The organism is Streptomyces sp. NPDC051243, from assembly GCF_044455405.1.
In the GTDB taxonomy this organism is placed as follows: Bacteria; Actinomycetota; Actinomycetes; order Streptomycetales; family Streptomycetaceae; genus Streptomyces.
The window spans coordinates 237,101-258,927 of sequence record NZ_JBITES010000013.1 but is presented as its reverse complement, the minus strand read 5'-3'; the positions used below and the strand labels follow the sequence as shown (position 1 = coordinate 258,927).

Here is a 21,827-nt window from a genome sequence, read left to right as displayed (position 1 = left end):
CTTGACCGCCATCGACCCCACCGCCCACCTGACCGCGGAGCAGATCGAGGAGCTCGGCCGCGAGCTGGACGCGATCCGCGACGAGGTGATCGCCGGCCGCGGCGAGAAGGACGCCGCCTACATCCGCAAGGTCATCTCGGCGCAGCGCAAGCTCGAGCTGGTCAGCAGGGGTGTGCTGCTGTTCTCGATCTTCCCGCCCGCGTGGCTGCTCGGCACCGCAGGTCTGTCCGTGGCGAAGATCATGGACAACATGGAGATCGGCCACAACATCCTGCACGGCCAGTGGGACTGGATGCGGGACCCGAAGATCCACTCCACCACCTGGGAATGGGATCACGTCTCGCCGGCCGACCAGTGGAAGCACTCGCACAACGAGCTGCACCACACGTACACCAACGTGATCGGCAAGGACAACGACCTCGGCTACGGCATCATGCGCGTCGACGAGGACCAGAAATGGCACCCGTTCCACCTCGGCCAGCCGCTGTGGAACTTCATCAACGCCTGCTTCTTCGAGTACGGCATCGCAGCGTACGACCTGGAGCTCGGCAAGAACCTGCACAAGCGCCGCCGCAAGGACCCGGAGTTCCGCGCGCGGGCCAGGGCCGTGGGCCGCAAGATCCGCAAGCAGGTGCTCAAGGACTACGTCATCCACCCATTGCTGTCGGGCCCGTCGTTCCTCCCCACCCTCGCCGCGACGTTCACCGCGAACCTGGTCCGCAACCTCTGGTCCCACTCGGTGATCATGTGCGGGCACTTCCCCGAGGGCGTACAGGTCTTCGAGCGCCGGTCGATCAAGGGCGAGACGCGCGGCCAGTGGTACCTGCGCCAGATGATGGGCTCGGCGAACATCAGCGGCAGCAAGGCCATGCACTTCATGACCGGCAACCTCTCGCACCAGATCGAGCACCACCTGTTCCCCGACCTGCCGAGCAACCGGTACGCCGAGGTCGCGGTGAAGGTGCGCGCGCTGTTCGAAAAGTACGAGCTGGAGTACGTCACCGGCCCGCTGCCCAAGCAGGTGTTCTCCGCGTGGCGCAAGGTCTTCCGGCTCTCGCTGCCGAACAAGAAGCCCACGGTCAAGACACCGGACCGCGAGAAGGAGCTCGTCGCGGCCTGAACCTGGTACTGGTTCAGATCTTTCGGCCGTACCGGCGGCACCGCCGGGTTCGGTGAGATCCGTTGCGTAGGGTGGACGGGCGCGACATCAGACCGTACGACACGGGTTCCGGGCAGCCCGGCTGCACTGCCTGACGTGCGCCAGAAGCTCAGCACACAGCCCCCGGCGAGTAGTTGTAATGCGCTGACCTGCCGTGGTCGGGCCGGTAGTCGGGGAGCTGGTGGTGTGGGAGGCCGGGCGGCTGGCGTTCGAGCGCCTGCAGGAGCGGCTGCAGCGGCGTGCTGCCACAGCGGCCCGGCTCGCCGGGCAGTGGCCCGCCCACTTCGTGGCCTTTGACGCGCTGCGGCCGGCGGGCCAGGACACCACCGCGTGGCCGTACCAGGGGCGCCGGGCGGCATGGGAGACGCTGTTCACCGAGCGCCGGCTGGCGGCGCCGTGGACGCTGCGCCCGTCGACCACCGACCCTGACACGGTCACCGAGTGGCTGACCTGGACCGCGGTCGGTCTGAAAGGGCTGCTCTTCAAACGGCACGACAGCCCGTATCAGCCGTCCGTGCGGGTGGCGGAAGTACAAGGTGCGTGAGGGCCAGGACGCGATCGTCGATGCCGTCACCGGCTCCCTCGCCGTGCCCCGCAGTCTGCTGCTGGGGCGTCTCGATGCCGAGGGACGTCTGCAGTACGTCGGCCGCAGCACCACCCTGTCCGGGGCGGCTGGAGCCACCTCGCCGGCCTGCTCTCCCCGGCCACCAGCGAGCACCCGTGGACGGGCTGGACGTTCACGGCAGGGTGGAGATCGAAGGAGACCTTGAACGACAACCAGCCCTGGTGGCGGCCGTCCGGCGCGAGCGGCGGTCCTGAACCGGACGCCGGGACGGGGCGGCGGGGCCGATACCCGCCGCCCCTGTGCGGTTTCCCGCTGTCAGATGAACGCCTGGCGGTGGTCCGCCGCCCACTCCCGGTAGGTCCGTGCCGGCTTCCCCAGCACCTCCGGGACGTGCTCGGTGACGACCGCGTTGCCGCCCCCGCGCACGAAGGCGGTACCGGAGAGGATGCCCTCCGCCTGTGCGTCGTCGAAGCCCCACACGGTGAGCAGATGGTCGCGTGTCTCCTCCGGGGAGAGCTCCCGAGTGGCGACCGGCCGGCCGAGGACCGAGGCAAGGTCGGCGGCCTGTCCCGGAACGCTGCTCGTCTCCGGCCCGGTCAGCGTGTACGTCCGCCCCGCGTGGCCGCCGTCGACGAGGACCCTTGCCGCGACCTCCGCCACGTCACGCGGATCGATCACCCCCGACGGTCCGTCAGCGGTCATGTTCGGCACCGGCTCGCCCTGCCGGATCGCCTGCGCCCAGCTCAGCGTGTTCGAGGCGAACGACGAGGGCCTCAGGATCGTCCACTCGGCCCCGCTGTCCCGCACCGCCCGCTCACCGGGCACATGCCACTCGCCGGACGGGCCGACGTCCGGATCGCCCGTCGCGATCGCGGAGAGCTTGACCAGCCGGTGAACGCCCGCCGCGCGGGCCGCCGCCACCAGTGCCTGGTCGTGCCGCGAGCCCGGGCCGGGTGCGCCCAGCAGGAACGCGGCCGTCACCCCGGACATCGCCCCCTCCAGGGAACCGGGGTCGAGGTAGTCCCCGCGCACCACCTCCACGCCCGAGGGCACGCGGGCCTTCGCCGGATCCCGGGTCAGGGCGCGCACCTTCTCGCCGCGCGCCGCGAGCTGCCGTACGACTTCACTGCCGATGGTGCCGGTGGCACCCGTCACAAGAATCATGTCCACCACGGTGGGCGCCGGACGGCGCCGGACTCTTGGAAATTCCGGCACGGTTCACGGGCCCGGACGGGTGTGCGCCCGGCTTACGGTGGAGCGGTGACGAACACCATGTCCCGGCAGGTCCTGCGCACACCCGAGGCACTGCGCCCGTGGGTCACGGGTATCGGTCCCGTGTCCGTGGGCGCGGAACCGGCGGAGCCGTACGTCCACCTGCCGGACGCCACCACGAAGCTGGTCTTCCGCCTCGGGGAGGACGGCCGCCGCAGCACCCTGGTCGTCGGTCCGCGCACCCGTGCCTCGTACCACCGGGGCAAACGGTTCGTCTCCTGCCTCGAGTTGCGGCTGGCGCCCGGTGGCACCCGGCCCCTGCTCGGCGTGCCGGCGGTCGACCTGGCGGGCCGTGCGGTTCCCCTGAGCGAGCTGCCCGGCGGCACCGCGGGCCGGCTGGCGGCCGAGCTGGGCCGGTTGGACCCGGAGGAGGCGGTGGCGCACCTCGCGGACGTGCTTCCCGAGCGGCTCGCGTCCGCCGCCGACCGTTCGCGCACGGAACTCGTGCGCGCCGGTGTCGACGCGATGTCGGTCAGAACCGGCCGGCTCCCCCGGCCAGTGGGCGACGTGGCCCGCGAACTCGCCGTCAGCGAGCGGCAGTTACGCAACCTGTTCGCCGAGGGGGTCGGCCTGTCCCCCAAGCACTACGCCCGCATCGATCGGGTGCGCACGGTGCTGTCCCACGCCGTCACACACCCCTGGGCCGAACTCGCCGTTGCCACCGGCTACTACGACCAGTCCCACATGACGTCCGATTTCCGCACGCTGATGGGCGTACCGCCCCGGTCGTTCTTCACCGGCCGCCTCCCGGACCCGCAGCCCTGCCGAGCCGTCGCCCGCCGCTGACAGAAGGCCGCCAGTGACATCGTTCTGATCACTGGCGACGGTGACCTCCTGCCTGGGTGACGGCGGCCAAAGAACACGGCGTAACCGTGCGTCTGTGGGCTGTGCAGGCCGCCGACGGGGGCCTCCAACCAGTCGGAGGACCTGGTCGCCGAAGCGGACGAGCGGCATCTGCTGGACCGTGCCTGACTCACCCGGGCCATTACGGCGGCCGAGCCGGCCCGCTGGATGTTCCGGCACAGCCCGCATCTGAGCTGTCCGCGCCGGTCGAGCCAGTGGCGCGCCCCAGGACCTCCACCTGATGCCCGCCCGCATCCCCGCCCCGGCAGACCTGGCACGATCCGCGCCATCTGTGGCCCTACGCTGGTCCTCGGACGCCGGGTGGATCGACCCTGACGACGGAATCCCTCTCCTGGACACCCTTACCACCCCCCAGCAGGTGTGGGTGGACCGTGAACAGGACCTCTCTGTGAGCGGCGAGCCCCACGAGGTCGGGAGAACCTTCACCGCCCGCTCGGCCGAGCGGCTGCCGCACGACCAGGCCGCCGACCTCCTGGCCAGACTGGACCAGGCGCATCCCCGTATCCCACGCTCCCTCGACAGCGAACTCCTGTGCTACACCTCGCGGTTCGGCACCATCGGCAATGAGGACATCAGTGAGCTTCTCCAGCGTTGCCGCTCCAGGGTGAGGACGGTTTGGCGATTGACGTCATACGGTTTGGACGCCATCGGGATCCGCGGAAGATCCGCCAGGACTTCAGGCAGGCAACGCCGCGCTCGACGGGAGCTCGCGCCGCGGCCAGGGCCCGGTTGACGGTCTTCTCGGTGAGGGTGAGTTCCTGCAGGGGCCCGCGTTTGATGCCCGGGGTCACCCAGGGGCCGCCGCCCTGGTAGGCGAGATCGGCGACGATGGGCATGCCCTGGCGCTCGAAGATGCGGATGATCCGGTGGGGGCGGGCAGCGGTCATGTCGTGAGCGCGGCCGGGCAGCGCGGGTGAGACCCACAGCAGCCGGCCGCCCGGATCAGTGACCACCTGCACATTCACCCCGTGCCCGGCGGTGCTTGTGCGAGTAGTCGGCACGTCCATCGCCCACCCCGTCGCACTCGGCCAGCGTGTGCCGTCCAGCAGGACGAAGTCCACCTCGGCTCACGCAAGACCTTCAGCAGACCCGGCGCACGTTCGGCGAGCAGGCTGATGACCGCGCTGGTGTAGGCGTGGGCGGTGGACTCGCTGATCCCGAACCCGGCAGCGATCCTCGCCAGGGTGGTGTGCTCGCGCAGGTACACCAGTGCCACCATCGCACGCTGCGACGGGCACAGCTTGCAGCGCCGGTCGCCCTCACGGGTGACGGCCAGCATGGTCACACACTCCACGAGCGCATGGGCAGGTCGAGTGCGGCAAGGTAGATGACCAACGAGGCCCCCGAGCAGCGTGGTTGAGACGTCAGACAGCTCGTCTCACCTGATAGCCGATGACGTGGCTCCCACTGATTGGCCGCCCGGCACAGCGAGGTCGTCCGTGGGAGGGATCAGTACTGCACCGCACGGAGGCACCACATGATCGCCATCTGGGTCGGCATCGACGCAGGGAAGACCCACCACCACTGCGTTGCGATCGATGAGAGCGGCCATCGGCTGCTGTCACATCGCGTCGCCAACGACGAGCCCGAACTGCTCGAACTCCTCGCCGACGTCCTGGCTCTGGGCGATGAGGTGGCCTGGGGCATCGACCAGGCCGACGGTGGAGCCGCCCTGACCATCGCGCTACTCCTCAATCACGACCAGCCGGTGCACTACATCTCCGGCCGGGCTATCCACCGTTCCTCCGAGAGCTATCGTGGTGAAGGCAAGACCGACGCCAAGGACGCCGCCGTCATCGCCGACCAGGTCCGCGTTCGACGCAACCTGCATCCCGTACGCACCAGCGACGACACGATCACCGACCTCAAGCTCCTCACTGGCCGCCGCCTGGACCTGGTCCCCGACCGAACATAAGGTCGCCGCTTTCGGCGTCGCCGAGAAGAGCACAGCATGAGCAATGAGCAAGATGGAGTGCGGCAGACGACAAGAGCGGCCGGTTGTCCTCGAGGCCGGTGAAACGGCTGCGTGAGCACGGCACCGGTTCACCCCGTCCCGGCACCGCAACGCGGCTCGTTGCCCCGCTCCTGGATCCGCATCCACCCAACCTCAACAGCCACGTCAGCGCAGGTGCCACTCCCAGTCCGCGGGGACTTGCCCCGCGGGCCAGGGTGGGCAACCGGCGGAATGGGTCTACCTGCGGCTTTGTGCTCCAGTCATGGGGCGATCCCGTGCTGATGCCGTCGGATTTCCCGGAGGGCCCTGCCCGATGTCGTCGAGCCGGGTGGCCGAGAGCGTTTTCCCGCTGGGAACACCGTCGTAGCGAAGACGCCCGGCTGTGTCGAGTGTGCCCAGCGGGTTGACCGGCGGTGATGCTGCCCAGTGCGGTGATCGGTAAGGGAGGCGTGTGCATACGGCGACCACGCCACCGTGCGGGTGGTCTTCACTCACCCCGCCAAATGTTGTCGAAGGCAGCCTCTTCGAGGGCTCGCCGCTGCCGTTCAGCCTCCAGACTCCTTACCGCGTCATGGACGGCGGCGAGCACTGTCGCCACGGCATGGTCGGCCACGCTTGGTGAGTCTCCGGTCGGCTTGTCGCCGATCCCGACGGCCGCCGCGAGGGCGGTGAGAATGGGCTCCTCCGATGCCCAGCGGTTCGCCGCCTGACGGCGTGCGGGCGAATTCACCAGCACCAGGCGAGCGGACTGGAAGATCATCCAGCTGCGGCGTTGACGAGTGAGCTGCCCTTCCGCTTCGAGGGCTGCCAGATAGGCCGCGGACAGGCCGCGGCCTCTGCCCACAGCCAGTCGCCGACTGACTCGTACGGCAATTGTCGCGCAAGTGACGACGCGGCCTCATCCAACCCCCGATCAGCTATGGCTCGCCGGTCGCTCGGCACGATGCGATCACCGTCCAGCGTGATGGCCTGAGCGCCCAGGAGGTCGATCAGCTCGGCTCCCGCGAGCGCAAGGGACAGATCGCCTTGTTCCAGAGGACGACTGGCCGTCAAGTCCATCGCGATGATCAGCAGGTCCCGCGGTGTGGTCATGAATGACTCCACCTCACCTCGAGGAGCTGAAGGCGAGTGACATCGTGCGCCGGGTGGACCTCGGCAGGCGTCACTCCTGTTTACGAGCCTACGGAGCGAGGACGGCAGCCGCCTCCCAGGTGAGCAGAGCCCGGGCATTTCGTCACTCCCTCGCCTCACATTTCGTCGGTTCCAGAGGGTCGGCTGGGAGGCTCGGTGTGAGGTACGCCCACCCGTCAGAGGGCGACTCTGTGCTGCGAGCACTGCTCGCAGGGCGCGGCCAAGCGCCGCGAGGAGAGCGACCGACTCAACGGCACACAGCGCGAGAGCGGGCACCGCGGGCTCACGACGTGAACGGTGAGGTGGTCCCTGTGAATGACGATCTCCGCCGGTCGGTGGACAGCGTCAGCTGCGCTTCGCTGGTCGACGCCATGGGGCGGGTCCACCCGCACCGCGCGCACATCCTCGACCTGGTCAGCCATGCCCCGAACCGGGTCTTGTTCGGGCCGGTGGCCACCGTCGCGTTCCTTCCCTACCGTGACGACTTGCCGCAGACCGGCCTCGGTTTTGCCGCCTTCTTCTATCGGGCGGTCGCCGACACTCCGAAGGGCAAGGTCATAGTGTTGTCCAGCGGCGGTTGTCCGGATGCCTCCCACGGCGGTGGCACCAAGTTGTCCCGGCTGCGCAACCATAACCTTGCCGGGGTACTGGCCGACGGGCGACTCCGCGCTTTCGCTCAGCTCGCCGGTTACGGGTTCGCCACCTGGTGCCGGGGCGAGGCCACTCGCTGGGGTGGCGACACCGTCATGCCGTTCGCTGCCAACATCGCCGTTGAGGTCGGCGGAGTGTGCATTGTGCCGGGTGACTACGCCTATGCCGATTCCAGCGGCGCCGTTGTCATCCCTGCCGACAGCGTGCGCCGGGTTGTAGTGCAGGCCGCCCGCATCGAAAGTGATGACGCCCGGTCTGCCGAGCAGATTCGGCGCGAGGACCCCGCGCAAGTACGGCGGGGCGACTGGTGTCCGCCGGATCATCGGCGAAACCCCGCATGCCGGATCTGTGGGCATGGCCCGGCGTACCGACGACGCGCACGGCCACGCGGTCAAGCTCGTGGCCGACGTGGTCGTCGCCGCTCGGCCAAGAGATGGCCTGTTCCTGCCCGGCGAGGCCGCGGGGGATGTCCCGCTATCGCCCGACCCGGGGCAGCCTGTAGGAGCAACCGGCGCCGCCGCGGGCGGTGGCTTCATGTGGGTGACATCGGGACGCGCATGTAGACCGTGCCGCGCAGGTCCAGCCATGCGGCGTCGGGGGTCCGTACGAATCGCAGGAGTACCGCGTCACAGCTCGGGCAGCGGGCCACCATGCCCGGGGCGTGCGCGTACACGCGCAGCTCGGCGACGAGAGCGGTGCGCCCGCAGCCGGCGCAGCGCCCGGCGGCCGTAGTGACGTCCGCGGTGAACAGTTCGCCCAAGGGGCCGGCGAGCGCGTTGCCGTCCTCGTAGTCCGTGGTGTCGGGTCGGTCCATCTCAGCCTCCCGTGGGGCCGAAGCGCTCGGTTCTGATCTGGCGCGGGTCGTGGCCCAGCGCCACCAGCTGGGCTGCGGCGGTCTCGACGAATCCGGTCGGTCCGCAGACGAAGCAGATCGGCTCGAACTCCGGTGGCCAGCCGTGGGTCTGCAGGTCCGCGAGTTGCAGGCGCTGAGCCGGTCTCGGCCAGCCCTCAGGCGTGTGCCGGGTGTAGAGGTGGGTCACGTCCAGGCCGCCGTCACCGGGCTGCGCGATGCGCAGTTCGGAGGCGTAGTACCGGTCCTCCGGGGTGCGGACCGAGTAGATCAGCCGGAAGGGGGTACGGCTGCCGAGGCTGCGGCGCGTGCGGATCATGGCCATCAGCGGGACGATCCCCGATCCGCCGCCCACCAGCAGCACCGGCCGGGTGTCGGCCGGGCGCCAGACGAACCAGCCGCCTACCGGGCCCCGGAGCTCCACCAGGTCGCCGGCCTCCATCACATCGACCAGGTACGGCGAGACCTCCCCGTCGGGCACGCGCTGCACCGTGAGCTCGATCCGCTCGCCGTCGGGTGCCGAGGCCAGCGAATAGCTGCGCTGGGTGCTGTAGCCGTCCTCGGCCGTCAGGCGCACATCCACGTGCTGGCCGGCCAGGTGCCCGGACCAGCCGGGCACGTCGAAGACCAGCGTGCGGGCCGTGCGCGTCTCGTCGCGCAGACCGGCCAGCCGGGCGGACTGCCAGGTCAGGGGCGTCTTCAGTCGCCCTGGTACCGCTGCTCGCGCCATGGGTCACCGTAGTCGTGGTAGCCGGCGCTCTCCCAGAATCCCGGCTCGTCCTCGGTCAGGAGCTGCATGCCGCGCACCCACTTGGCCGACTTCCACAGGTAGAGATGCGGCACCAGCAGCCGGGCCGGGCCGCCGTGCACGGGAGCGAGGTCCTCCCCCTCGTACTGGTAGGCGATCCATGCCTTGCCGTCCAGCAGGTCCTCCAGCGGGATGTTCGTCGTGTAGTCACCGTAGGAGTGGACCAGCACGAACTCGGCCGTCGTCTCCACATCGGCAAACAGCGTGTCCAGCGACACCCCTTGCCAGCCGGTGCCCAGCTTCGACCACTTGGTGACGCAGTGCAGGTCCACTGTCGGCCGCTCGCTCGGCAGCGCCAGCAGTTCCTGCCACGACCAGCTACGGCGCGTCCCGCTCTCGGTCGTGATGGTGAACTCCCACTGCTCCCGTTCGATGCTCGGCGTGGGGCCGGCCGACAGCACCGGAAAGTCCTCGGTCAGATATTGCCCGGGAGGCAGCTTCACATCCGCTGGGCGCGCCCGGCCGTGAAAGCCCCGCGAAACAATTCCCATGGATCTGCCCCATTCCGTCAGGGGGACACCACGCCGCCCGGGGACGACATCTCCATTCTGGGAGACGTGACCGCAAAGCACACGTCGTGGCGCCGCGCCCCGAGGGCAACGCCCGTGACCTCTACCAAGGGCTGTCCCACCTTGCGAGGCAGTGCGGTGTGCTGGGCCTGTGCGGCCTCCGGGCTCATGGTCGGTGGCCTTCCGCCTCAAGGACCGCCGGTAAGCCGTGCTCAGCGGCCCTTTCGCCGATCTCAAGGACGACCTCGATGTCGACCACGACATCGGCCATGGCGCTGACGACGACTCCGTCCTGGTCGACCACGTCGTTTCAACTCCCCCCGAAGTCACGGCGATTGACGCGGATGGCGGCCGTGAAGCCGACGGCGCCTCCTGGGGCCCCGGTCTCGGCCGTCCTTCCAAGGGCCGAAAGCGGTGGTCGCGAGTCCCCCGTCTTTGGACAGGCCGTCGGCGGTGAGGGAAATGCCGACGCCCAGCAACCAGACGTCCTTGGCCAGCGCGGTTCCCTGCTCGGTGGGGCGCAGACTGCCTTCCTGGCGCATGCCTGGCGTACGCAGGTAGAGCCCGAGAGTGCCGCACGAGAATGCGGTGAGTGCAGCGCCGGCGACGGCGGCGGGCATGACCGGCAGGAGCAGCGCGGCGCCAACGGCGATCTCCCCGGTGGAGAGCAGCCGGGTGAACTTCTGGGCGTCGAGCTTGCCCAGGAAGGGGTAGGTGGAGGTGGCGAACTGCTGGAGTCCCTCAGCCGTGGCCTGGTCCGCGTCGCGTTTCGACAGTCCGGAGTTGAGGAAGTACGCACCGACGGTAAGCCTGAGTGGCAGTTGCCGCGCCGCGGAACGGCATAACGAATCGAATGCCACGTCAAGTCTCACCGTCGTCACCTCCGCTTACCACCATGCCATCAGCCCGAACCATGTCAAACCGGGCAGTAGCTCGCTGCCTGTGGCGCGTATCCGGGCGGGTGGCAGCACCGCAACCGCGAAACCCTTGTGGGGGCGGGAGCCCCGGGAAGGCGCAGAGGAGCCCGCGCCACCGCCGCGCGCCGGGAGGGTTTGGCCCGGATGGGTTTGGCGTCGAAAGCGTCCCATGAAGGCGGCTGCGGGACTTACGGGGGAATGCCCGCAACCGTCCTCTGGAGCACGCGTCCGGGAGGCTGGCGAGGCGGTCGTACCGGTGGCACCGGGCCCACCTCCTCCGCGAGGGCGGGCTCGGCGAGGACCCCGAGCGCGAGGGGACGCGGCCCGCGAAACTGACGGCGGTCGACCCGGACTGGAACTGCCCCTTTTGCGGGTGTTAGATGGAAAGCATCAGGAGCATGGAGACGTGCCACAACGGTGAGCAGCCACCAGGCCCCGATTGCCTGGTCAACGGGAAGATCCGGTGCGCGACGAGTTGGCACCGACAACGTGACGCGCGCTCTTGGCCAAGTCCATGTCTGAGTCTTCGCGTGAGGACTGGTTGCTGTCATGACTGCTGCCGGCCCGGTCGTCCTTGAGCCTGCGGCACACGATGTTGCTGAGGGGTTCCCGACACCGCCTTGCCGCCGGTCATTGTGTACATGCACGGTGGAGGCTGGATCGAACTCGCCGGAAGCCCGCTACCCGACCGCCGCCGAGCAGGGCTACGCCACCGCCCAGTGGATCACCCGAGACGGGGCGTCCAAGGACCTGGACGCCGGCCGCATGGCGGTGGTCGGCGAATCGGTGGGCGGCAGTATGACGGCCGCGCCGGCGCTGATGGCCAAGGAACGCCGCGACGTCACCTTCCTGCAGCAGTCGATGTACTACCCGGTCACCGACGCGGTCATTAACACCGCGCCATCCGAACAGTTCGCCACGCCACCGGCTAAGAGGCTTTCCGCCCGTCCGCAAACCGAGGAGCGCCGCCATGCCCGTCACGGCCGAAGCAACAGCCATCCGTCCGTTCCGGATCGAGGTTCCGGAGGAGCAACTCGCCGAGCTGCGCAGCCGAATCGAGGCGACACGCTGGCCTTCCAAGGAGCTCGTCGCCGACCGGTCGCAGGGCGTGCAGCTGGCGACGCTGCAGGCGCTCGCCCGCTACTGGACGACCGAGTACGACTGGCGCAAGTGCGAGGCGAGGCTGAACACGCTGCCGCAGTTCACGACTGAGATCGACGGGGTCGAGATCCACTTCGTCCACGTCAGGTCGCGGCATGAGAACGCATTGCCGCTGATCATGACTCATGGCTGGCCCGGCTCGGTCATCGAACTGCTGGAGACCGTCGGCCCGCTGACAGACCCGACCGCTCACGGCGGCACCCCCGAGGACGCGTTCCACCTGGTGCTGCCGTCCCTGCCCGGCTACGGCTTCTCGGGCGAGCCGACCGAGCTCGGCTGGGATTCCGGCCGCATCGCACGCGCGTGGGCGGAGCTGATGGACCGCCTCGGCTACACGCACTACGTCGCTCAGGGGGGCGACGTAGGCGCCGCCGTCACGGACGCGATAGGCCGTCAGGCACCCGAAGGGCTGCTCGGCATCCACATCAACTTGCTCGCCGGGGCGCTCGGTATCAAGGACCAGCTGCCTGCGGAGTCCGAGCAGGAACGAACGGCGCACGAGGCGGTCGACACGTTCACGACGGACGGCTTCGGCTACTTCCTGGAGCAGTCCACCCGGCCGCAGACGATCGGCTACTCCCTGCTGGATTCACCCGTCGGGCTGGCGGCCTGGATACTCGACCACGACACGGACAGCTACTACAAGATCTCCCGCGCGTTCGTCGACGGCGAGCCCGTGGGCAATCTCACCCGGGACCACATCCTCGACAACATCACGCTGTACTGGCTGACGGGCACCGGCACCTCGGCCGCCCAGTGGTACTGGGAGTTCGGACGGGCCCTGGCGGCAGCCCGTACGGCCGGCCAGGCTCCTCCGGCGGTCTCGGTTCCGGTCGGCTTCACGACGTTCCACGGCGAGATCTGGTCTGCCCCGCGCAGCTGGGTCGAGACGGTCTACCCCAAGCTCGCGTACTTCAACGAGGTAGACAGGGGCGGCCACTTCGCCGCCTGGGAGGAACCGGAGCTCTTCTCTTCAGAGGTGCGGGCTGCATTCAGCTCACTGCGCTGACTACGCCATCGTGTTCGGATCCAGAGCCCGCACTGGCACAGGCACGCGCCTTGCCAACGGCGTGGGAAGCACGAGGCAACCAGCTTGCGCTCAGCGGGCGACTTCCCGGTTCGTCAGCACCAGCAGGGCCCGCACGAGCGCAGTCGCCCACCTGGGATCCGTGCGGACCTCGCCGAGGACACGCCAGTTCTTGAGATGGGCGAAGCCGTGCTCGACTGGGGCCCGCACCGCGGCCAGTGCTTGTTGGACAGCTTCTGACCACGGGTCAGGGGCCGGTTGCGGGCGGCCTTGTAGCCGGTGATCACCGCCGGGTCGGCGTCCGGACCGGCATCGTCGAGTCCGACGAACCCCAGGTCGGCGATCGCGCCGAGACCGGCCGCCCGCAGGTGAGCGGTGAGTTTGTCGTGCCGGCAGGCGGTGATCTCCGAGGCGCGTCCGGGCCGCACCGCGGAGACCCATACCAGTCGGCCGCGGTCGTCGGTGAGAGCGATCACAAGCAGGCCGTGGCATTTGTGCTTGCCCGAATAGTTCTTCCGGTTCTCGGTCCCGGTGCGTCTGCGGGTGCGTATCAAAGAGCCGTCCAGCAGCACCACCCCGCCACCCTTTCGGGCGATCTTCCTCAGCGCGCGGTCCAGAAGCGGGGCGCGGGCAGCCAGCAGACCGACGACTTCCCGCACCCAGCGGGTGACGGTGGTGCGGTGCACCCCGTTCCCGCCGACCAGATCGCCGGGCCGCTGGTCACAGCGCAGAACCGCCAGCACGATCCCCGCGATCTTTCCCGCGGGCAGGGCCCGCCACCGCGAGCCGATCTTCTTCAGGTGGCCGCGTATCAAGTCGGCGAGATAGCTCAGGGTGACGCTCGACAGCGGCAGGCGGGCGGTGTAGACAAGTCCGTCAGGGCCCTCGGTGAGACCGTTGTTTTTCTTCACACCAAACTCAACTGGCACCGTGTGCCCGCCAGTTACGCCCCCAGTCCGGCTATGGACGTGCGGTGAACCGCCCGTCAGGGCGCTTGTGCAGCCAGCCGCGATCGGCGAGCTTGGCCATCTTCGCCCGCAGCGGCTCCAGCTTGCCGCGCACCGAGGCGTCCAGGCCCAGCCGCTCGCCGACCGCCCTGACCTGCACAGGGCCGTCGGCCTCCCGCACGATCGCCAGGATCCTGCGGTAGTCGCCGGGCAGCGCGCCCTCATCGGTCGCGTCGCTGCGGTGCGGGATGAGCGGGACTGCCCGCCCGGCCACCTTCGCCGATACCGGAGCGGCAGCCTCGGCGTCGGCCTGGGCCTGCTCGGCCAGGCGGTTCAACACCCGTTCCGCGATCGTCAGTTCGTCCCGCTCGACCTCGACCTCCTGAAGCTGCTTGGTCAACTCCTCGGCGAGGGCGTCCAGTTCGCTCCGACGAGCGGTGATCCACCGCCGCTCCTGCATCCCGGGCCCTCCCGCGATCTCGTGGCGTGCCGACCTGCCGACGGATCGTAGGCGCGGGTCGATCACGGGCGCAGGCGAACCCGGCAGACCGTCGGAACCGGACCTGCCCGATGATCTACGGCATAGACATCAGCCGCCGACCGGCACGAGTCCCCGAATCGTCACCCAACCCGTGACCTGCGATTTCACGATGCACACCACTCGCTTGGACCGGCCCACCGGGCCTGGCGAACTCATCCACGTCGACGTCAAAGAACTCGGCCGGATCCCCGACGGCGGCGGCCACAAGATGCTGGGCCGCCAAGCCGGCCGCGCCACCCGCAACAGCATGGGCTTCGACTACATCCACTCCGCCGTCGACGACCACAGCCGCCTCGCCTACAGCGAAATCCACGGCGACGAGAAGGCCGCCACCTGCGCAGCCTTCCTGCGCCGGGCCGCAGCCTTCTTCACCACGCATGGAATCGACCGCATCGAGCGAGTCCTGACCGACCTCGGCGCGAGCCGCAAACTCACCCGCGCCTACCGGCCGCAGACCAACGGCAAGGTCGAACGCTTCAACCGCACCCTGCTCGACGAATGGGCCTACCTGCGGCCCTACACCAGCAACACCGAACGCACCGACGCCCTGGCAGACTTCCTCCACACCTACAACCACCACCGCTGCCACACCGCACTCGGCGGCCACCCACCCATCACCCGCGTGAACAACCCTGCGGGCCAATACAACTAGGGCGCGTATCGAGTCGTGAATGGCTTTGCGGGATGTGCCTTCGTGGCACGGTTCGGTCCGATAGACGGCCTTACGTGACGCGAGTGCAACTGACCGATTTGGATTGGGAGTTCATCGAGCCGTACCTGCCGATCGGCGAGTACGGCCCGTACCCCGAGCGACTGCGGCAGCAGTTCGAGGTCCCTGGTCAGCATCGACTCCACCACCGCCCGAGCCCACCACGACGCGGCCGGGATGCACCTCGACGAGGACGTCGTCACCGCCCTGGAGCAAGCCGCGGCCGAGGAGGAGAAGGCCAGGTCAAAGGGGGCCGCCTCGAAGAGCGAAACGGGCAAGATGCCGGAAGTGATCCCGCGCTGGAAGAACGACGACGCGTCCGGCGTCGGCGGAATCTCCGGCCGAAGGCCGCCCTCCTCGGACGTTCCAGAGGCGGGCAGACCAGCAAGGTCCGCCTCGCCGCCGACCGCAAGTGCCGCCCGCTGGTGTTCATCCTGACCACAGGCCAGGCAGCGGACAGCCCGCAGTTCATCCCCGTCCTGAAGAAGGTACGGGCACGCGGGCTCGCCGGCCGACCCCGCATCCGGCCGGACGCGGTCGCCGGGGACAAGGCGTACTCGTCCCGCGGAAACCCCGCCCACCTGTGCAAACGCCGGATCAAGGCGGTCATCCCGGAGAAGAAGGACCAGGCCGCCAACCGGAAGAAGGGCTCCAGAGGTGGCCGACCCGTCAGCCACGATGCCGATCTCTACAAGGAGCGGAACACCGTCGAACGCCTGATCAACAAGCTCAAAGCGCGGCGAGGCATCGCCACCCGATACGACAAGACTGCCGACAGCTACCTCGCCGGTCTCCACCTGCGCGCCTCGATGATCTGGATCAAGGACCTCACCAGGACCACCCGATGATCACGACTCGATATGCCCCTGGCTGACGCGCTGAGGTGCCGGACGCCAAGGGCGGGCAGGAGTTGAGTCAACGGTCAACCAGCCGTGGACGCGGGGCCTCACCCGTGGATTCCGCGTCGGTGTCGTCGGTGCCGACCGGGCCGCGGGGAAGCATCCGGTCCAGCCACTTCGGCAGCCACCAGTTGGTCCGGCCGAGGAGTGTCATGGTCGCCGGTACCAGCACCATGCGTACGACCGTGGCGTCGATGAAGATCGCGGTGGCCAGGCCGATCCCGAACATTTTGGTGGAGGGGTCCTCGGCGACGGCGAAGGACAGGAAGACCGCCACCATGATGAGGGCGGCCGAGGTGATGATCCGGGCGGTGCCCGAGATGCCCTCGACGATCGCCGTGCCGTTGTCGCCGGTGCGCAGGTACTCCTCGCGTACGCGGGAGAGGAGGAACACCTCGTAGTCCATCGACAGGCCGAACAGGATGGCGAAGAGGAACATCGGGATGAACGACACGATCGGAACCGTCGCTTCCAGCCCGATGAGTGCGCCTCCCCAGCCCCACTGGAAGACCGCGACCATGATGCCGTAGGCCGCGCCGATGCTCAGCAGGTTCAGCAGTACCGCCTTGAGCGGTACGAGTATCGAGCGGAAGACCAGCATCAGCAGCAGGAACGACATCGCCAGCACGACGGCGACGAACACCGGCAGGCGTTGGCTGGTGCGTTGGCCCACATCGGACAGGCTCGCGGCGGCGCCGCCGACGTGGGCCCTGGCCAGGCCGTGCCCGATCGCCGTGGGCAGGACGTCGGTGCGCAGCCGGGCGATGGTGTCGGCCGTGGCCTTGTCCTGAGGGCTGGTGGTCGGGAACACCACGAGGGTCGCGATGCCGGTGGCCCGGTCGATGTGCGTCGGCGCGACGGATGCGATGCCCGGATCCGCCGAGACCGCCCCGACGAGTCGGTCCAGCACTCCCGGATCACCGGCCGGGTCCGCGGCGATGACGAGGGGACCATTGGTGCCCGGGCCGAATCCCTCGGCGACGAGGTCGTACGCGCGGCGCTCGGTCCGGCTCTGAGGCAGTGAGCCGTCGTCGGGCAGGCCGACGCGCAGGCCGAGCACGGGCAGCGTCGCGGTCAGCAGCAGCCCCGCCGCGCCGACCGCGTACGGCAGCGGGTGCCGGCCGACGTGCCCGAGCCAGCGCCGCCACCCGGCGGCGGGGGCGGCGCCTGCCGCCGGGTCCCGCCGCCGTGCGAGTCGGCCCGGCTTCCTGGTCCGCAGAGCCCGGCCGATCCGGCCGACCCGGGCCAGGCGTGGGCCGGCGGCTCCGAGGAAGGCCGGCAGCAGCGTCACCGACGCGACCACCATGATCAGGACGACGATCGAGACTGCGAACCCGCCCACCGTCATGAACGGCACGTTCGCGACCGCCAGCCCGAGGATCGATATGACGACGGTGCCGCCGGCGAAGACCACGGGGCGCCCCGCCGTGGCCACCGCTCGCCCCGCCGCCTCGCGGGGATCGAGCCCGCGCGCGAGGTACTCCCGTTGCCGGGCGAGCACGAACAGCGCGTAGTCGATGCCCACTCCGAGCCCGACCATGCTGCCCAGGACCGGCGCGAAGGTGGGGACGTCCGTCACCCCCGCCAGTACCGTCATCGTGGCGACCCCGACGGTCAGGCCGAAGACCGCAATGCCGATCGGCAGCGCGGCGGCGACGAGCGAACCGAACGCCAGGAACAGGATCGCGGCCGCGGCGAGGAGGCCGATCAACTCGCTCACGCCGCCGTCGGGGTCGGAGAAGGCGTAGAAGAGGTTCCCGCCCATCTCGATGCGCAGGGGCAGTTCGGCGCGCAGCCGGTCGCCGAGATCGACGAGGGCGTCGAGGTCTTCAGTCGACAGCCGGCTCTGGTCGGGGTACTGCACCCGGACGACCGCGATCCGCCCGTCGGCCGAGACGAGGCCGCCGCGCACGGCGGTGTCCCCGCCCGCGTCGAGCGCCCCCGCCGGGTCGCTCGTGCCGAGCACGTGCGGCAGCCGCTTCACCTCGGTCTGCAGCCGTGTGAGAGCGGTGCGCGCGCCGTCGTCGTCGAAGAACGTCGCAGCGCCGTCGAGGGGGGTGACGACCACTTGGGCGGTCATCCCCTCCTGGCCGGTGCCGGCCCGCTCGATCAGTTCCGCGGCCCGCTGGGAGTCCAGTCCCGGCGCGGTCATCGAATCCGCATTCCGCCCGCCGAAGGCGACGGCGGCGAGGACGGCGAGCGTGGCGGCGACCAGCCATGCCGCGATCACCCGCCAGGGATGGCGGGCGGCGCCCCCGCCCAAGCGCAACAGGGCTTTCGAGAGCATCGGGTCCTCCAACCACCTCGTCGGCCGTCCTGTACGGCCGCCGATGCCGAGGCTCGTCGCCACGGCGCTCCGCGGCATCGGCCCGCGGGCCGCGGATCCGTCGGCCCCAAGTCGGAGTGAGGCCCCGTCCTTTCGGCCGATGCGCGGCACGCCGCGGTCCCTAGGCTGGGAACCGTGCTGCGAGACGACCTGCGAACCCTGTGGACCGAACCCCGGCCGCCCCACGCGCCCGCCCGGGTGTGGCGGGACTGGGCGCTGCTTGCCGCGGGCGTTGCCGGCATGGTGCTGGAGGCCACCCTGCGCGAGAACGTCGTGTGGCGGCCGGTGGCGGTGGTGTTCGCCGTATGGCTGTGCCTGCTGCCCCTGTGGCGCCGGACCCGCCCGCTGACGATGGTGACGCTGGCGTTCGGCTCGGTGATCCTGCTTCAGGTGGCCTCGCTCGTCGCCGCACCGCGCGAGCCCGTCGGCTTGTACACCGGCGCGGTCGTGCTCGTGTTGGTGTACGCGCTGCCCCGGTGGGGATCGGGACGCGAGATCGTGCTGGGCGGCGCGGTGATCCTCACGGCCGGCGCGCTGTGTTCCGTCACGGACGAGACCCCGTTCGTCGAAAATGTCGTGGGCTTCGCTTTCCTGCTGCTGCCCGGCGTGATCGGGGCTGCCATGCGGTTCTGGGTGACCGCTCGCGAGCAGCAGGTGGAGCAGGTGCGCTCCCGCGAGCGCGAGCAGCTCGCCCGGGAACTGCACGACACGGTGGCCCACCACGTGTCGGCCATGGTGATCATCGCCCAGGCGGGCGGAGTGCTCGCGGGCACCGACCCCTCCGCCGCCGTCAAGGCGCTGGAGGAGGTCGAGGAGGAAGGGGCGCGCACGCTGGAGGAAATGCGCGCCATGGTCGCCGCGCTGCGCGACCGCGGGGCCGGCGCCGAGCTGGCGCCCCCTGCCGGAGTCGCGGATCTGGAGCGCCTGGTGCGCACCCCGGGTGGTCGCCTCAGGGTCGACCTGGGGCTCGACGGCGAACTGGACGCGCTGCCCCCGGCCGTGGACGCGGCCGTCTACCGGATCGTGCAGGAGTCGGTGACCAACGCGCTGCGCCATGCGGTCGACGCGACCGAGCTCGTCGTTCGGGTCGCCGCGGAACGGCACACGGTACAGGTGAGCGTGCGCGACAACGGCCGGCGCACCGGCCGGGGTCGCGACGGATACGGACTTACCGGATTGCGCGAGCGCGCGACGCTGCTCGGCGGCACACTACGAGCCGGCCCGGGTACCGACCGGGGCTGGCATGTCGAAGCCGAACTGCCGAGAGCGAGGAGCGAGAGCGGTGTCCATTCGCGTCCTCGTCGCTGACGACCAGACGATCATCCGCACCGGGTTGCGGATCATGCTGAACGCCCAGCCCGGCATCGAGGTGGTCGGCGAGGCCGCCGACGGGCGGGAAGCGGTACGTCTGGCCCGCGAACTGCGCCCCGACGTCTGCCTGTTCGACATCCGCATGCCCGTACTCGACGGGCTCGAGGCCACCCGGCTGGTCGCCGGCCCGGGCGTCGCCGACCCGCTGGCCGTGGTCGTCATCACCACGTTCGACCTCGACGAGTACGTATACGGCTCACTGCGTGCCGGCGCCCGCGGATTCCTCCTCAAGGACACGGGACCGGACCTTCTGGCGCAGGCCGTACGGTCGGCGTCCGACGGTGAGGCTCTCATCGCGCCCAGCGTCACCGTCCGTCTGCTCCAGGCATTCGCGGACCTGCCCGCCGGCCGACCCGCGGCCCAGCCGGTCTCCCCCGTCACCGCCCGCGAGGAGCAGGTGCTCCTCGCCGTCGCTCGCGGGCTGACCAACACCGAGATCGCCGACGCGCTGCACATCAGCCTCAGCACGGTGAAGACGCATCTGGCCAGCCTGATGGCCAAACTCGGCGCCCGCAACCGGGTCGAGATCGCGATGTGGGCCTACGAGACGCGCCGTATCCTCCCCGGAACCTGAGCCGGGTGCCGGGCCATGTCCCCTGAGTCCCCGCCAGGACATCGTGCACCGGTCGGCTCACGTCGGCTCCACGTGCCTCACCCGCCCCAGAGCGTGACGTACCAGGAGGCCGGAACCGGGACGGTGAGACACCCGATACGACAAGACTCCCGACAGCTGCCTCGCCAGTCCCCACCTGCACGCCTCGATGATCTGGATCAAAGGCCTCACCAGGACCACCCGATGATCACGACTCGATACGCGCCCTAGTGAACGCACTGGCTGTGCTGACCGGGCAGGTTGGTGACGCGGCCGGCTGAGGTGTGGCCGCTGATGCCGGGGTGGGGTCGGTGGTAGTTGTACCAGTCCAGCCAGTCGGAGAACGCGGCCCGTCGTTCGGCTTGTGAGGTGTAGGGCGGTGGTAGGCCCACTCGTCGAGCAGGGTTCGGTGGAAGCGTTCGACCCTCGCCGTTGGTCCGGGGCCGCCAGGGCCGGGTGAAGCGTGGGCTGATGCCCAGGTCGTGGCAGGCGTTGCACCAGGTGGTCTTGGTGTAGGCCTTACACCAGGTGGTCTTGGTGTAGGCCCAGGCGTTGTCGGTCAGGACACGCTCGACGGCGACGCCCTGCTGGGCGAACCAGGCCGTTGCTCGTCGCAGGAAGGCCGCGCAGGTGGCGGCCTTCTCGTCGGGCAGGTCCTCGGTGCAGGCAGGCGGGAGTGGTCGTCCAGCGCGGTGTGCAGGTACGTGTATCCGGTGCCGTTGCGACGGTCTCGGTTGGCCCCGCCGGGCTTCGAGGGCGTCCGGCGTGCGGCGGGGCTGGTGGTGCGGGCGGCGGGGCTGGTGGTGCGGGCGGCGGGGCTGGTGGTGCGGGCGGCGGGGCTGGTGGTGCGGGCGGCTGGAGCGGTCGCGCATCCCGGCGGGTCTGTGCGTGCGGTAGCGATCGGCCCGGTGTGCTGCGGTGGTGTGGCTGACTTGGTCTGCGTTCCGCGGCCCGCCGTAGCGGCCATCCGTCGTGGACGACACACCGGGCCAGGCGCAGCCTGCCGGTAGGTGTCAACGGGGCATTGCGGTGGAACAACGAGGCTTCCTGGGAGCCGGTTGTAGATGTCGCAATCCACACCGAACCCAGAGGCCCTCGACCCGTTCAAGGACCACTCAAGGCGTGCCGCCTGTCAGCAACCTCCCGGGACAGCGCACCTAGCCAGTCCAGTCCACCAGGGTCGGGATGCTCTGGCGGGCACTTCCAGGACCAGGCCGCCAGGGCAGTACGCAAGCACCTACCCGTGGGCGACGTCGACGACCCCGAGCGGCACGTTCTCGAACCGCGCATCAGCGCCGCCCACCGGGAGGTTGGCAGGTGCCGCCCACCGCGTGGCCGACCAGCGCGACGTCAAGGGCCTCCTGGCGGCGCCTGCCGAACGCCACACGGCAGATCGGGGTGAGAGCTCTGCTAGCTGCTTGACCGACTCCCAGGCCGGACAGCGTGGCCCGACGCACCGTCAGCGCCCCGGCCCTTCGTCCAGCGTCAGGCCGTGTGCCTGCCGAAGACGCTTGCGCTCCCCCGGAAGCGGCGAGCGGGACGCGAAGCGCGTCGACCGCGTCGAACAACCCGGG

General features: G+C 69.8%; 18 protein-coding genes and 8 pseudogenes. 11 read left to right on the top strand and 15 right to left on the bottom strand.

Features of this window, described 5'->3' with window-relative positions:
- Position 1 precedes the first annotated feature (1 nt).
- A complete protein-coding gene (locus ACIBAG_RS31795; RefSeq protein ID WP_399109771.1) occupies positions 2-1,120 on the top strand; it encodes a fatty acid desaturase family protein in 1,119 nt (372 codons plus the stop codon).
- Positions 1,121-1,313: 193 nt separating this feature from the next.
- On the top strand, positions 1,314-1,703 hold the full coding sequence (locus ACIBAG_RS31790; RefSeq protein ID WP_399109769.1) for an ATP-dependent DNA ligase: 390 nt from the start codon (positions 1,314-1,316) through the stop codon (positions 1,701-1,703).
- A 336-nt stretch (positions 1,704-2,039) separates the two neighbouring features.
- Here ACIBAG_RS31790 and ACIBAG_RS31785 read toward each other — a convergent pair whose 3' ends face one another.
- Positions 2,040-2,897, bottom strand: coding sequence for an NAD(P)H-binding protein (locus ACIBAG_RS31785; protein ID WP_399109768.1), 858 nt, complete (start codon positions 2,895-2,897; stop codon positions 2,040-2,042).
- Positions 2,898-2,984: 87 nt separating this feature from the next.
- On the opposite strand from ACIBAG_RS31785, the gene ACIBAG_RS31780 reads away from it, so the two are divergent.
- Entirely contained in the window at positions 2,985-3,782 is a 798-nt protein-coding gene (locus tag ACIBAG_RS31780; RefSeq protein WP_399109766.1) for a helix-turn-helix domain-containing protein, read from the top strand.
- 650 nt (positions 3,783-4,432) lie between these two features.
- Here ACIBAG_RS31780 and ACIBAG_RS31775 read toward each other — a convergent pair.
- Both ACIBAG_RS31775 and ACIBAG_RS31770 read right to left on the bottom strand, forming a co-directional pair.
- Positions 4,433-4,867, bottom strand: a complete 435-nt coding sequence (locus ACIBAG_RS31775) for a transposase family protein (RefSeq protein WP_399109765.1) — start codon at positions 4,865-4,867, stop codon at positions 4,433-4,435.
- Positions 4,822-5,139, bottom strand: a complete 318-nt coding sequence (locus ACIBAG_RS31770) for a transposase family protein (RefSeq protein ID WP_399109764.1) — start codon at positions 5,137-5,139, stop codon at positions 4,822-4,824. The genes ACIBAG_RS31775 and ACIBAG_RS31770 overlap by 46 nt, the downstream gene beginning before the upstream one ends.
- A gap of 198 nt (positions 5,140-5,337) precedes the next feature.
- Here ACIBAG_RS31770 and ACIBAG_RS31765 point away from each other — a divergent pair.
- A pseudogene (locus ACIBAG_RS31765) lies at positions 5,338-5,772 on the top strand (IS110 family transposase); the annotation flags it as partial.
- A 529-nt stretch (positions 5,773-6,301) separates the two neighbouring features.
- Here the strand turns inward: ACIBAG_RS31765 and ACIBAG_RS31760 are convergent.
- Positions 6,302-6,906, bottom strand: a pseudogene (locus ACIBAG_RS31760) (GPP34 family phosphoprotein).
- A 350-nt stretch (positions 6,907-7,256) separates the two neighbouring features.
- Here ACIBAG_RS31760 and ACIBAG_RS31755 point away from each other — a divergent pair.
- Positions 7,257-8,159, top strand: a complete 903-nt coding sequence (locus ACIBAG_RS31755) for an RraA family protein (protein WP_399109762.1) — start codon at positions 7,257-7,259, stop codon at positions 8,157-8,159.
- On the opposite strand, the gene ACIBAG_RS31750 is transcribed toward ACIBAG_RS31755, so the two are convergent.
- From ACIBAG_RS31750 to ACIBAG_RS31730, 5 genes are all read right to left on the bottom strand, one after another.
- On the bottom strand, positions 8,129-8,410 hold the full coding sequence (locus tag ACIBAG_RS31750) for a DUF6510 family protein (protein WP_399109760.1): 282 nt from the start codon (positions 8,408-8,410) through the stop codon (positions 8,129-8,131). The genes ACIBAG_RS31755 and ACIBAG_RS31750 overlap by 31 nt on opposite strands.
- Before the next feature lies 1 nt (position 8,411).
- Entirely contained in the window at positions 8,412-9,176 is a 765-nt protein-coding gene (locus ACIBAG_RS31745; protein ID WP_399109759.1) for a ferredoxin reductase, read from the bottom strand.
- Positions 9,146-9,745, bottom strand: coding sequence for a sulfite oxidase-like oxidoreductase (locus ACIBAG_RS31740; RefSeq protein WP_399109757.1), 600 nt, complete (start codon positions 9,743-9,745; stop codon positions 9,146-9,148). The genes ACIBAG_RS31745 and ACIBAG_RS31740 overlap by 31 nt, the downstream gene beginning before the upstream one ends.
- Before the next feature lie 184 nt (positions 9,746-9,929).
- Positions 9,930-10,067, bottom strand: a complete 138-nt coding sequence (locus ACIBAG_RS31735) for a hypothetical protein (protein WP_399109756.1) — start codon at positions 10,065-10,067, stop codon at positions 9,930-9,932.
- A gap of 22 nt (positions 10,068-10,089) precedes the next feature.
- A complete protein-coding gene (locus ACIBAG_RS31730; RefSeq protein ID WP_399109754.1) occupies positions 10,090-10,623 on the bottom strand; it encodes a hypothetical protein in 534 nt (177 codons plus the stop codon).
- A 683-nt stretch (positions 10,624-11,306) separates the two neighbouring features.
- On the opposite strand from ACIBAG_RS31730, the pseudogene ACIBAG_RS31725 reads away from it, so the two are divergent.
- Positions 11,307-11,601: pseudogene (locus ACIBAG_RS31725) on the top strand (alpha/beta hydrolase fold domain-containing protein); the annotation flags it as partial.
- 49 nt (positions 11,602-11,650) lie between these two features.
- Positions 11,651-12,850: an epoxide hydrolase family protein gene (locus tag ACIBAG_RS31720; RefSeq protein ID WP_399109752.1), complete on the top strand. Its 1,200-nt coding sequence runs from the start codon at positions 11,651-11,653 to the stop codon at positions 12,848-12,850.
- 90 nt (positions 12,851-12,940) lie between these two features.
- On the opposite strand, the pseudogene ACIBAG_RS31715 reads toward ACIBAG_RS31720, so the two are convergent.
- A pseudogene (locus ACIBAG_RS31715) lies at positions 12,941-13,779 on the bottom strand (transposase family protein).
- Between the two features lie 49 nt (positions 13,780-13,828).
- Entirely contained in the window at positions 13,829-14,275 is a 447-nt protein-coding gene (locus tag ACIBAG_RS31710) for a hypothetical protein (protein ID WP_399109751.1), read from the bottom strand.
- A gap of 205 nt (positions 14,276-14,480) precedes the next feature.
- Between ACIBAG_RS31710 and ACIBAG_RS31705 the strand changes: the two are divergent.
- Positions 14,481-15,008: pseudogene (locus ACIBAG_RS31705) on the top strand (integrase core domain-containing protein); the annotation flags it as partial.
- A 74-nt stretch (positions 15,009-15,082) separates the two neighbouring features.
- Positions 15,083-15,913, top strand: a pseudogene (locus ACIBAG_RS31700) (IS5 family transposase).
- A gap of 67 nt (positions 15,914-15,980) precedes the next feature.
- Here the strand turns inward: ACIBAG_RS31700 and ACIBAG_RS31695 are convergent.
- Complete coding sequence (locus tag ACIBAG_RS31695; protein ID WP_399109749.1) at positions 15,981-18,251, bottom strand: MMPL family transporter; 2,271 nt, start codon at positions 18,249-18,251, stop codon at positions 15,981-15,983.
- 174 nt (positions 18,252-18,425) lie between these two features.
- Here ACIBAG_RS31695 and ACIBAG_RS31690 point away from each other — a divergent pair, with 174 nt between their 5' ends.
- Positions 18,426-19,598, top strand: coding sequence for a sensor histidine kinase (locus ACIBAG_RS31690; protein ID WP_399109748.1), 1,173 nt, complete (start codon positions 18,426-18,428; stop codon positions 19,596-19,598).
- Complete coding sequence (locus tag ACIBAG_RS31685; RefSeq protein ID WP_147977719.1) at positions 19,573-20,235, top strand: response regulator transcription factor; 663 nt, start codon at positions 19,573-19,575, stop codon at positions 20,233-20,235. The genes ACIBAG_RS31690 and ACIBAG_RS31685 overlap by 26 nt, the downstream gene beginning before the upstream one ends.
- A gap of 245 nt (positions 20,236-20,480) precedes the next feature.
- Here ACIBAG_RS31685 and ACIBAG_RS31680 read toward each other — a convergent pair whose 3' ends face one another.
- The 3 genes and pseudogenes from ACIBAG_RS31680 to ACIBAG_RS31670 form a co-directional block, all read right to left on the bottom strand.
- The gene (locus ACIBAG_RS31680; RefSeq protein WP_399109855.1) at positions 20,481-20,726 is read right to left on the bottom strand and encodes an integrase core domain-containing protein; all 246 of its coding nucleotides are present in this window, start codon (positions 20,724-20,726) and stop codon (positions 20,481-20,483) included.
- Positions 20,727-21,088: 362 nt separating this feature from the next.
- Positions 21,089-21,291 (bottom strand): annotated as a pseudogene (locus ACIBAG_RS31675) (leucine zipper domain-containing protein); the annotation flags it as partial.
- A 125-nt stretch (positions 21,292-21,416) separates the two neighbouring features.
- Positions 21,417-21,821, bottom strand: a pseudogene (locus ACIBAG_RS31670) (helix-turn-helix domain-containing protein); the annotation flags it as partial.
- Between the last annotated feature and the right edge of the window lie 6 nt (positions 21,822-21,827).

What these genes read in the sequence shown, in the direction of transcription:
- ACIBAG_RS31775 (WP_399109765.1), bottom strand. Translation starts at nt 4,867, where the DNA reads ATGGACGTGCCGACTACTCGCACAAGCACCGCCGGGCACGGGGTGAAT.
- ACIBAG_RS31770 (WP_399109764.1), bottom strand. Translation starts at nt 5,139, where the DNA reads ATGCTGGCCGTCACCCGTGAGGGCGACCGGCGCTGCAAGCTGTGCCCG.
- ACIBAG_RS31750 (WP_399109760.1), bottom strand. Translation starts at nt 8,410, where the DNA reads ATGGACCGACCCGACACCACGGACTACGAGGACGGCAACGCGCTCGCC.
- ACIBAG_RS31745 (WP_399109759.1), bottom strand. Translation starts at nt 9,176, where the DNA reads ATGGCGCGAGCAGCGGTACCAGGGCGACTGAAGACGCCCCTGACCTGG.
- ACIBAG_RS31740 (WP_399109757.1), bottom strand. Translation starts at nt 9,745, where the DNA reads ATGGGAATTGTTTCGCGGGGCTTTCACGGCCGGGCGCGCCCAGCGGAT.
- ACIBAG_RS31720 (WP_399109752.1), top strand. Translation starts at nt 11,651, where the DNA reads ATGCCCGTCACGGCCGAAGCAACAGCCATCCGTCCGTTCCGGATCGAG.
- ACIBAG_RS31710 (WP_399109751.1), bottom strand. Translation starts at nt 14,275, where the DNA reads ATGCAGGAGCGGCGGTGGATCACCGCTCGTCGGAGCGAACTGGACGCC.
- ACIBAG_RS31695 (WP_399109749.1), bottom strand. Translation starts at nt 18,251, where the DNA reads ATGCTCTCGAAAGCCCTGTTGCGCTTGGGCGGGGGCGCCGCCCGCCAT.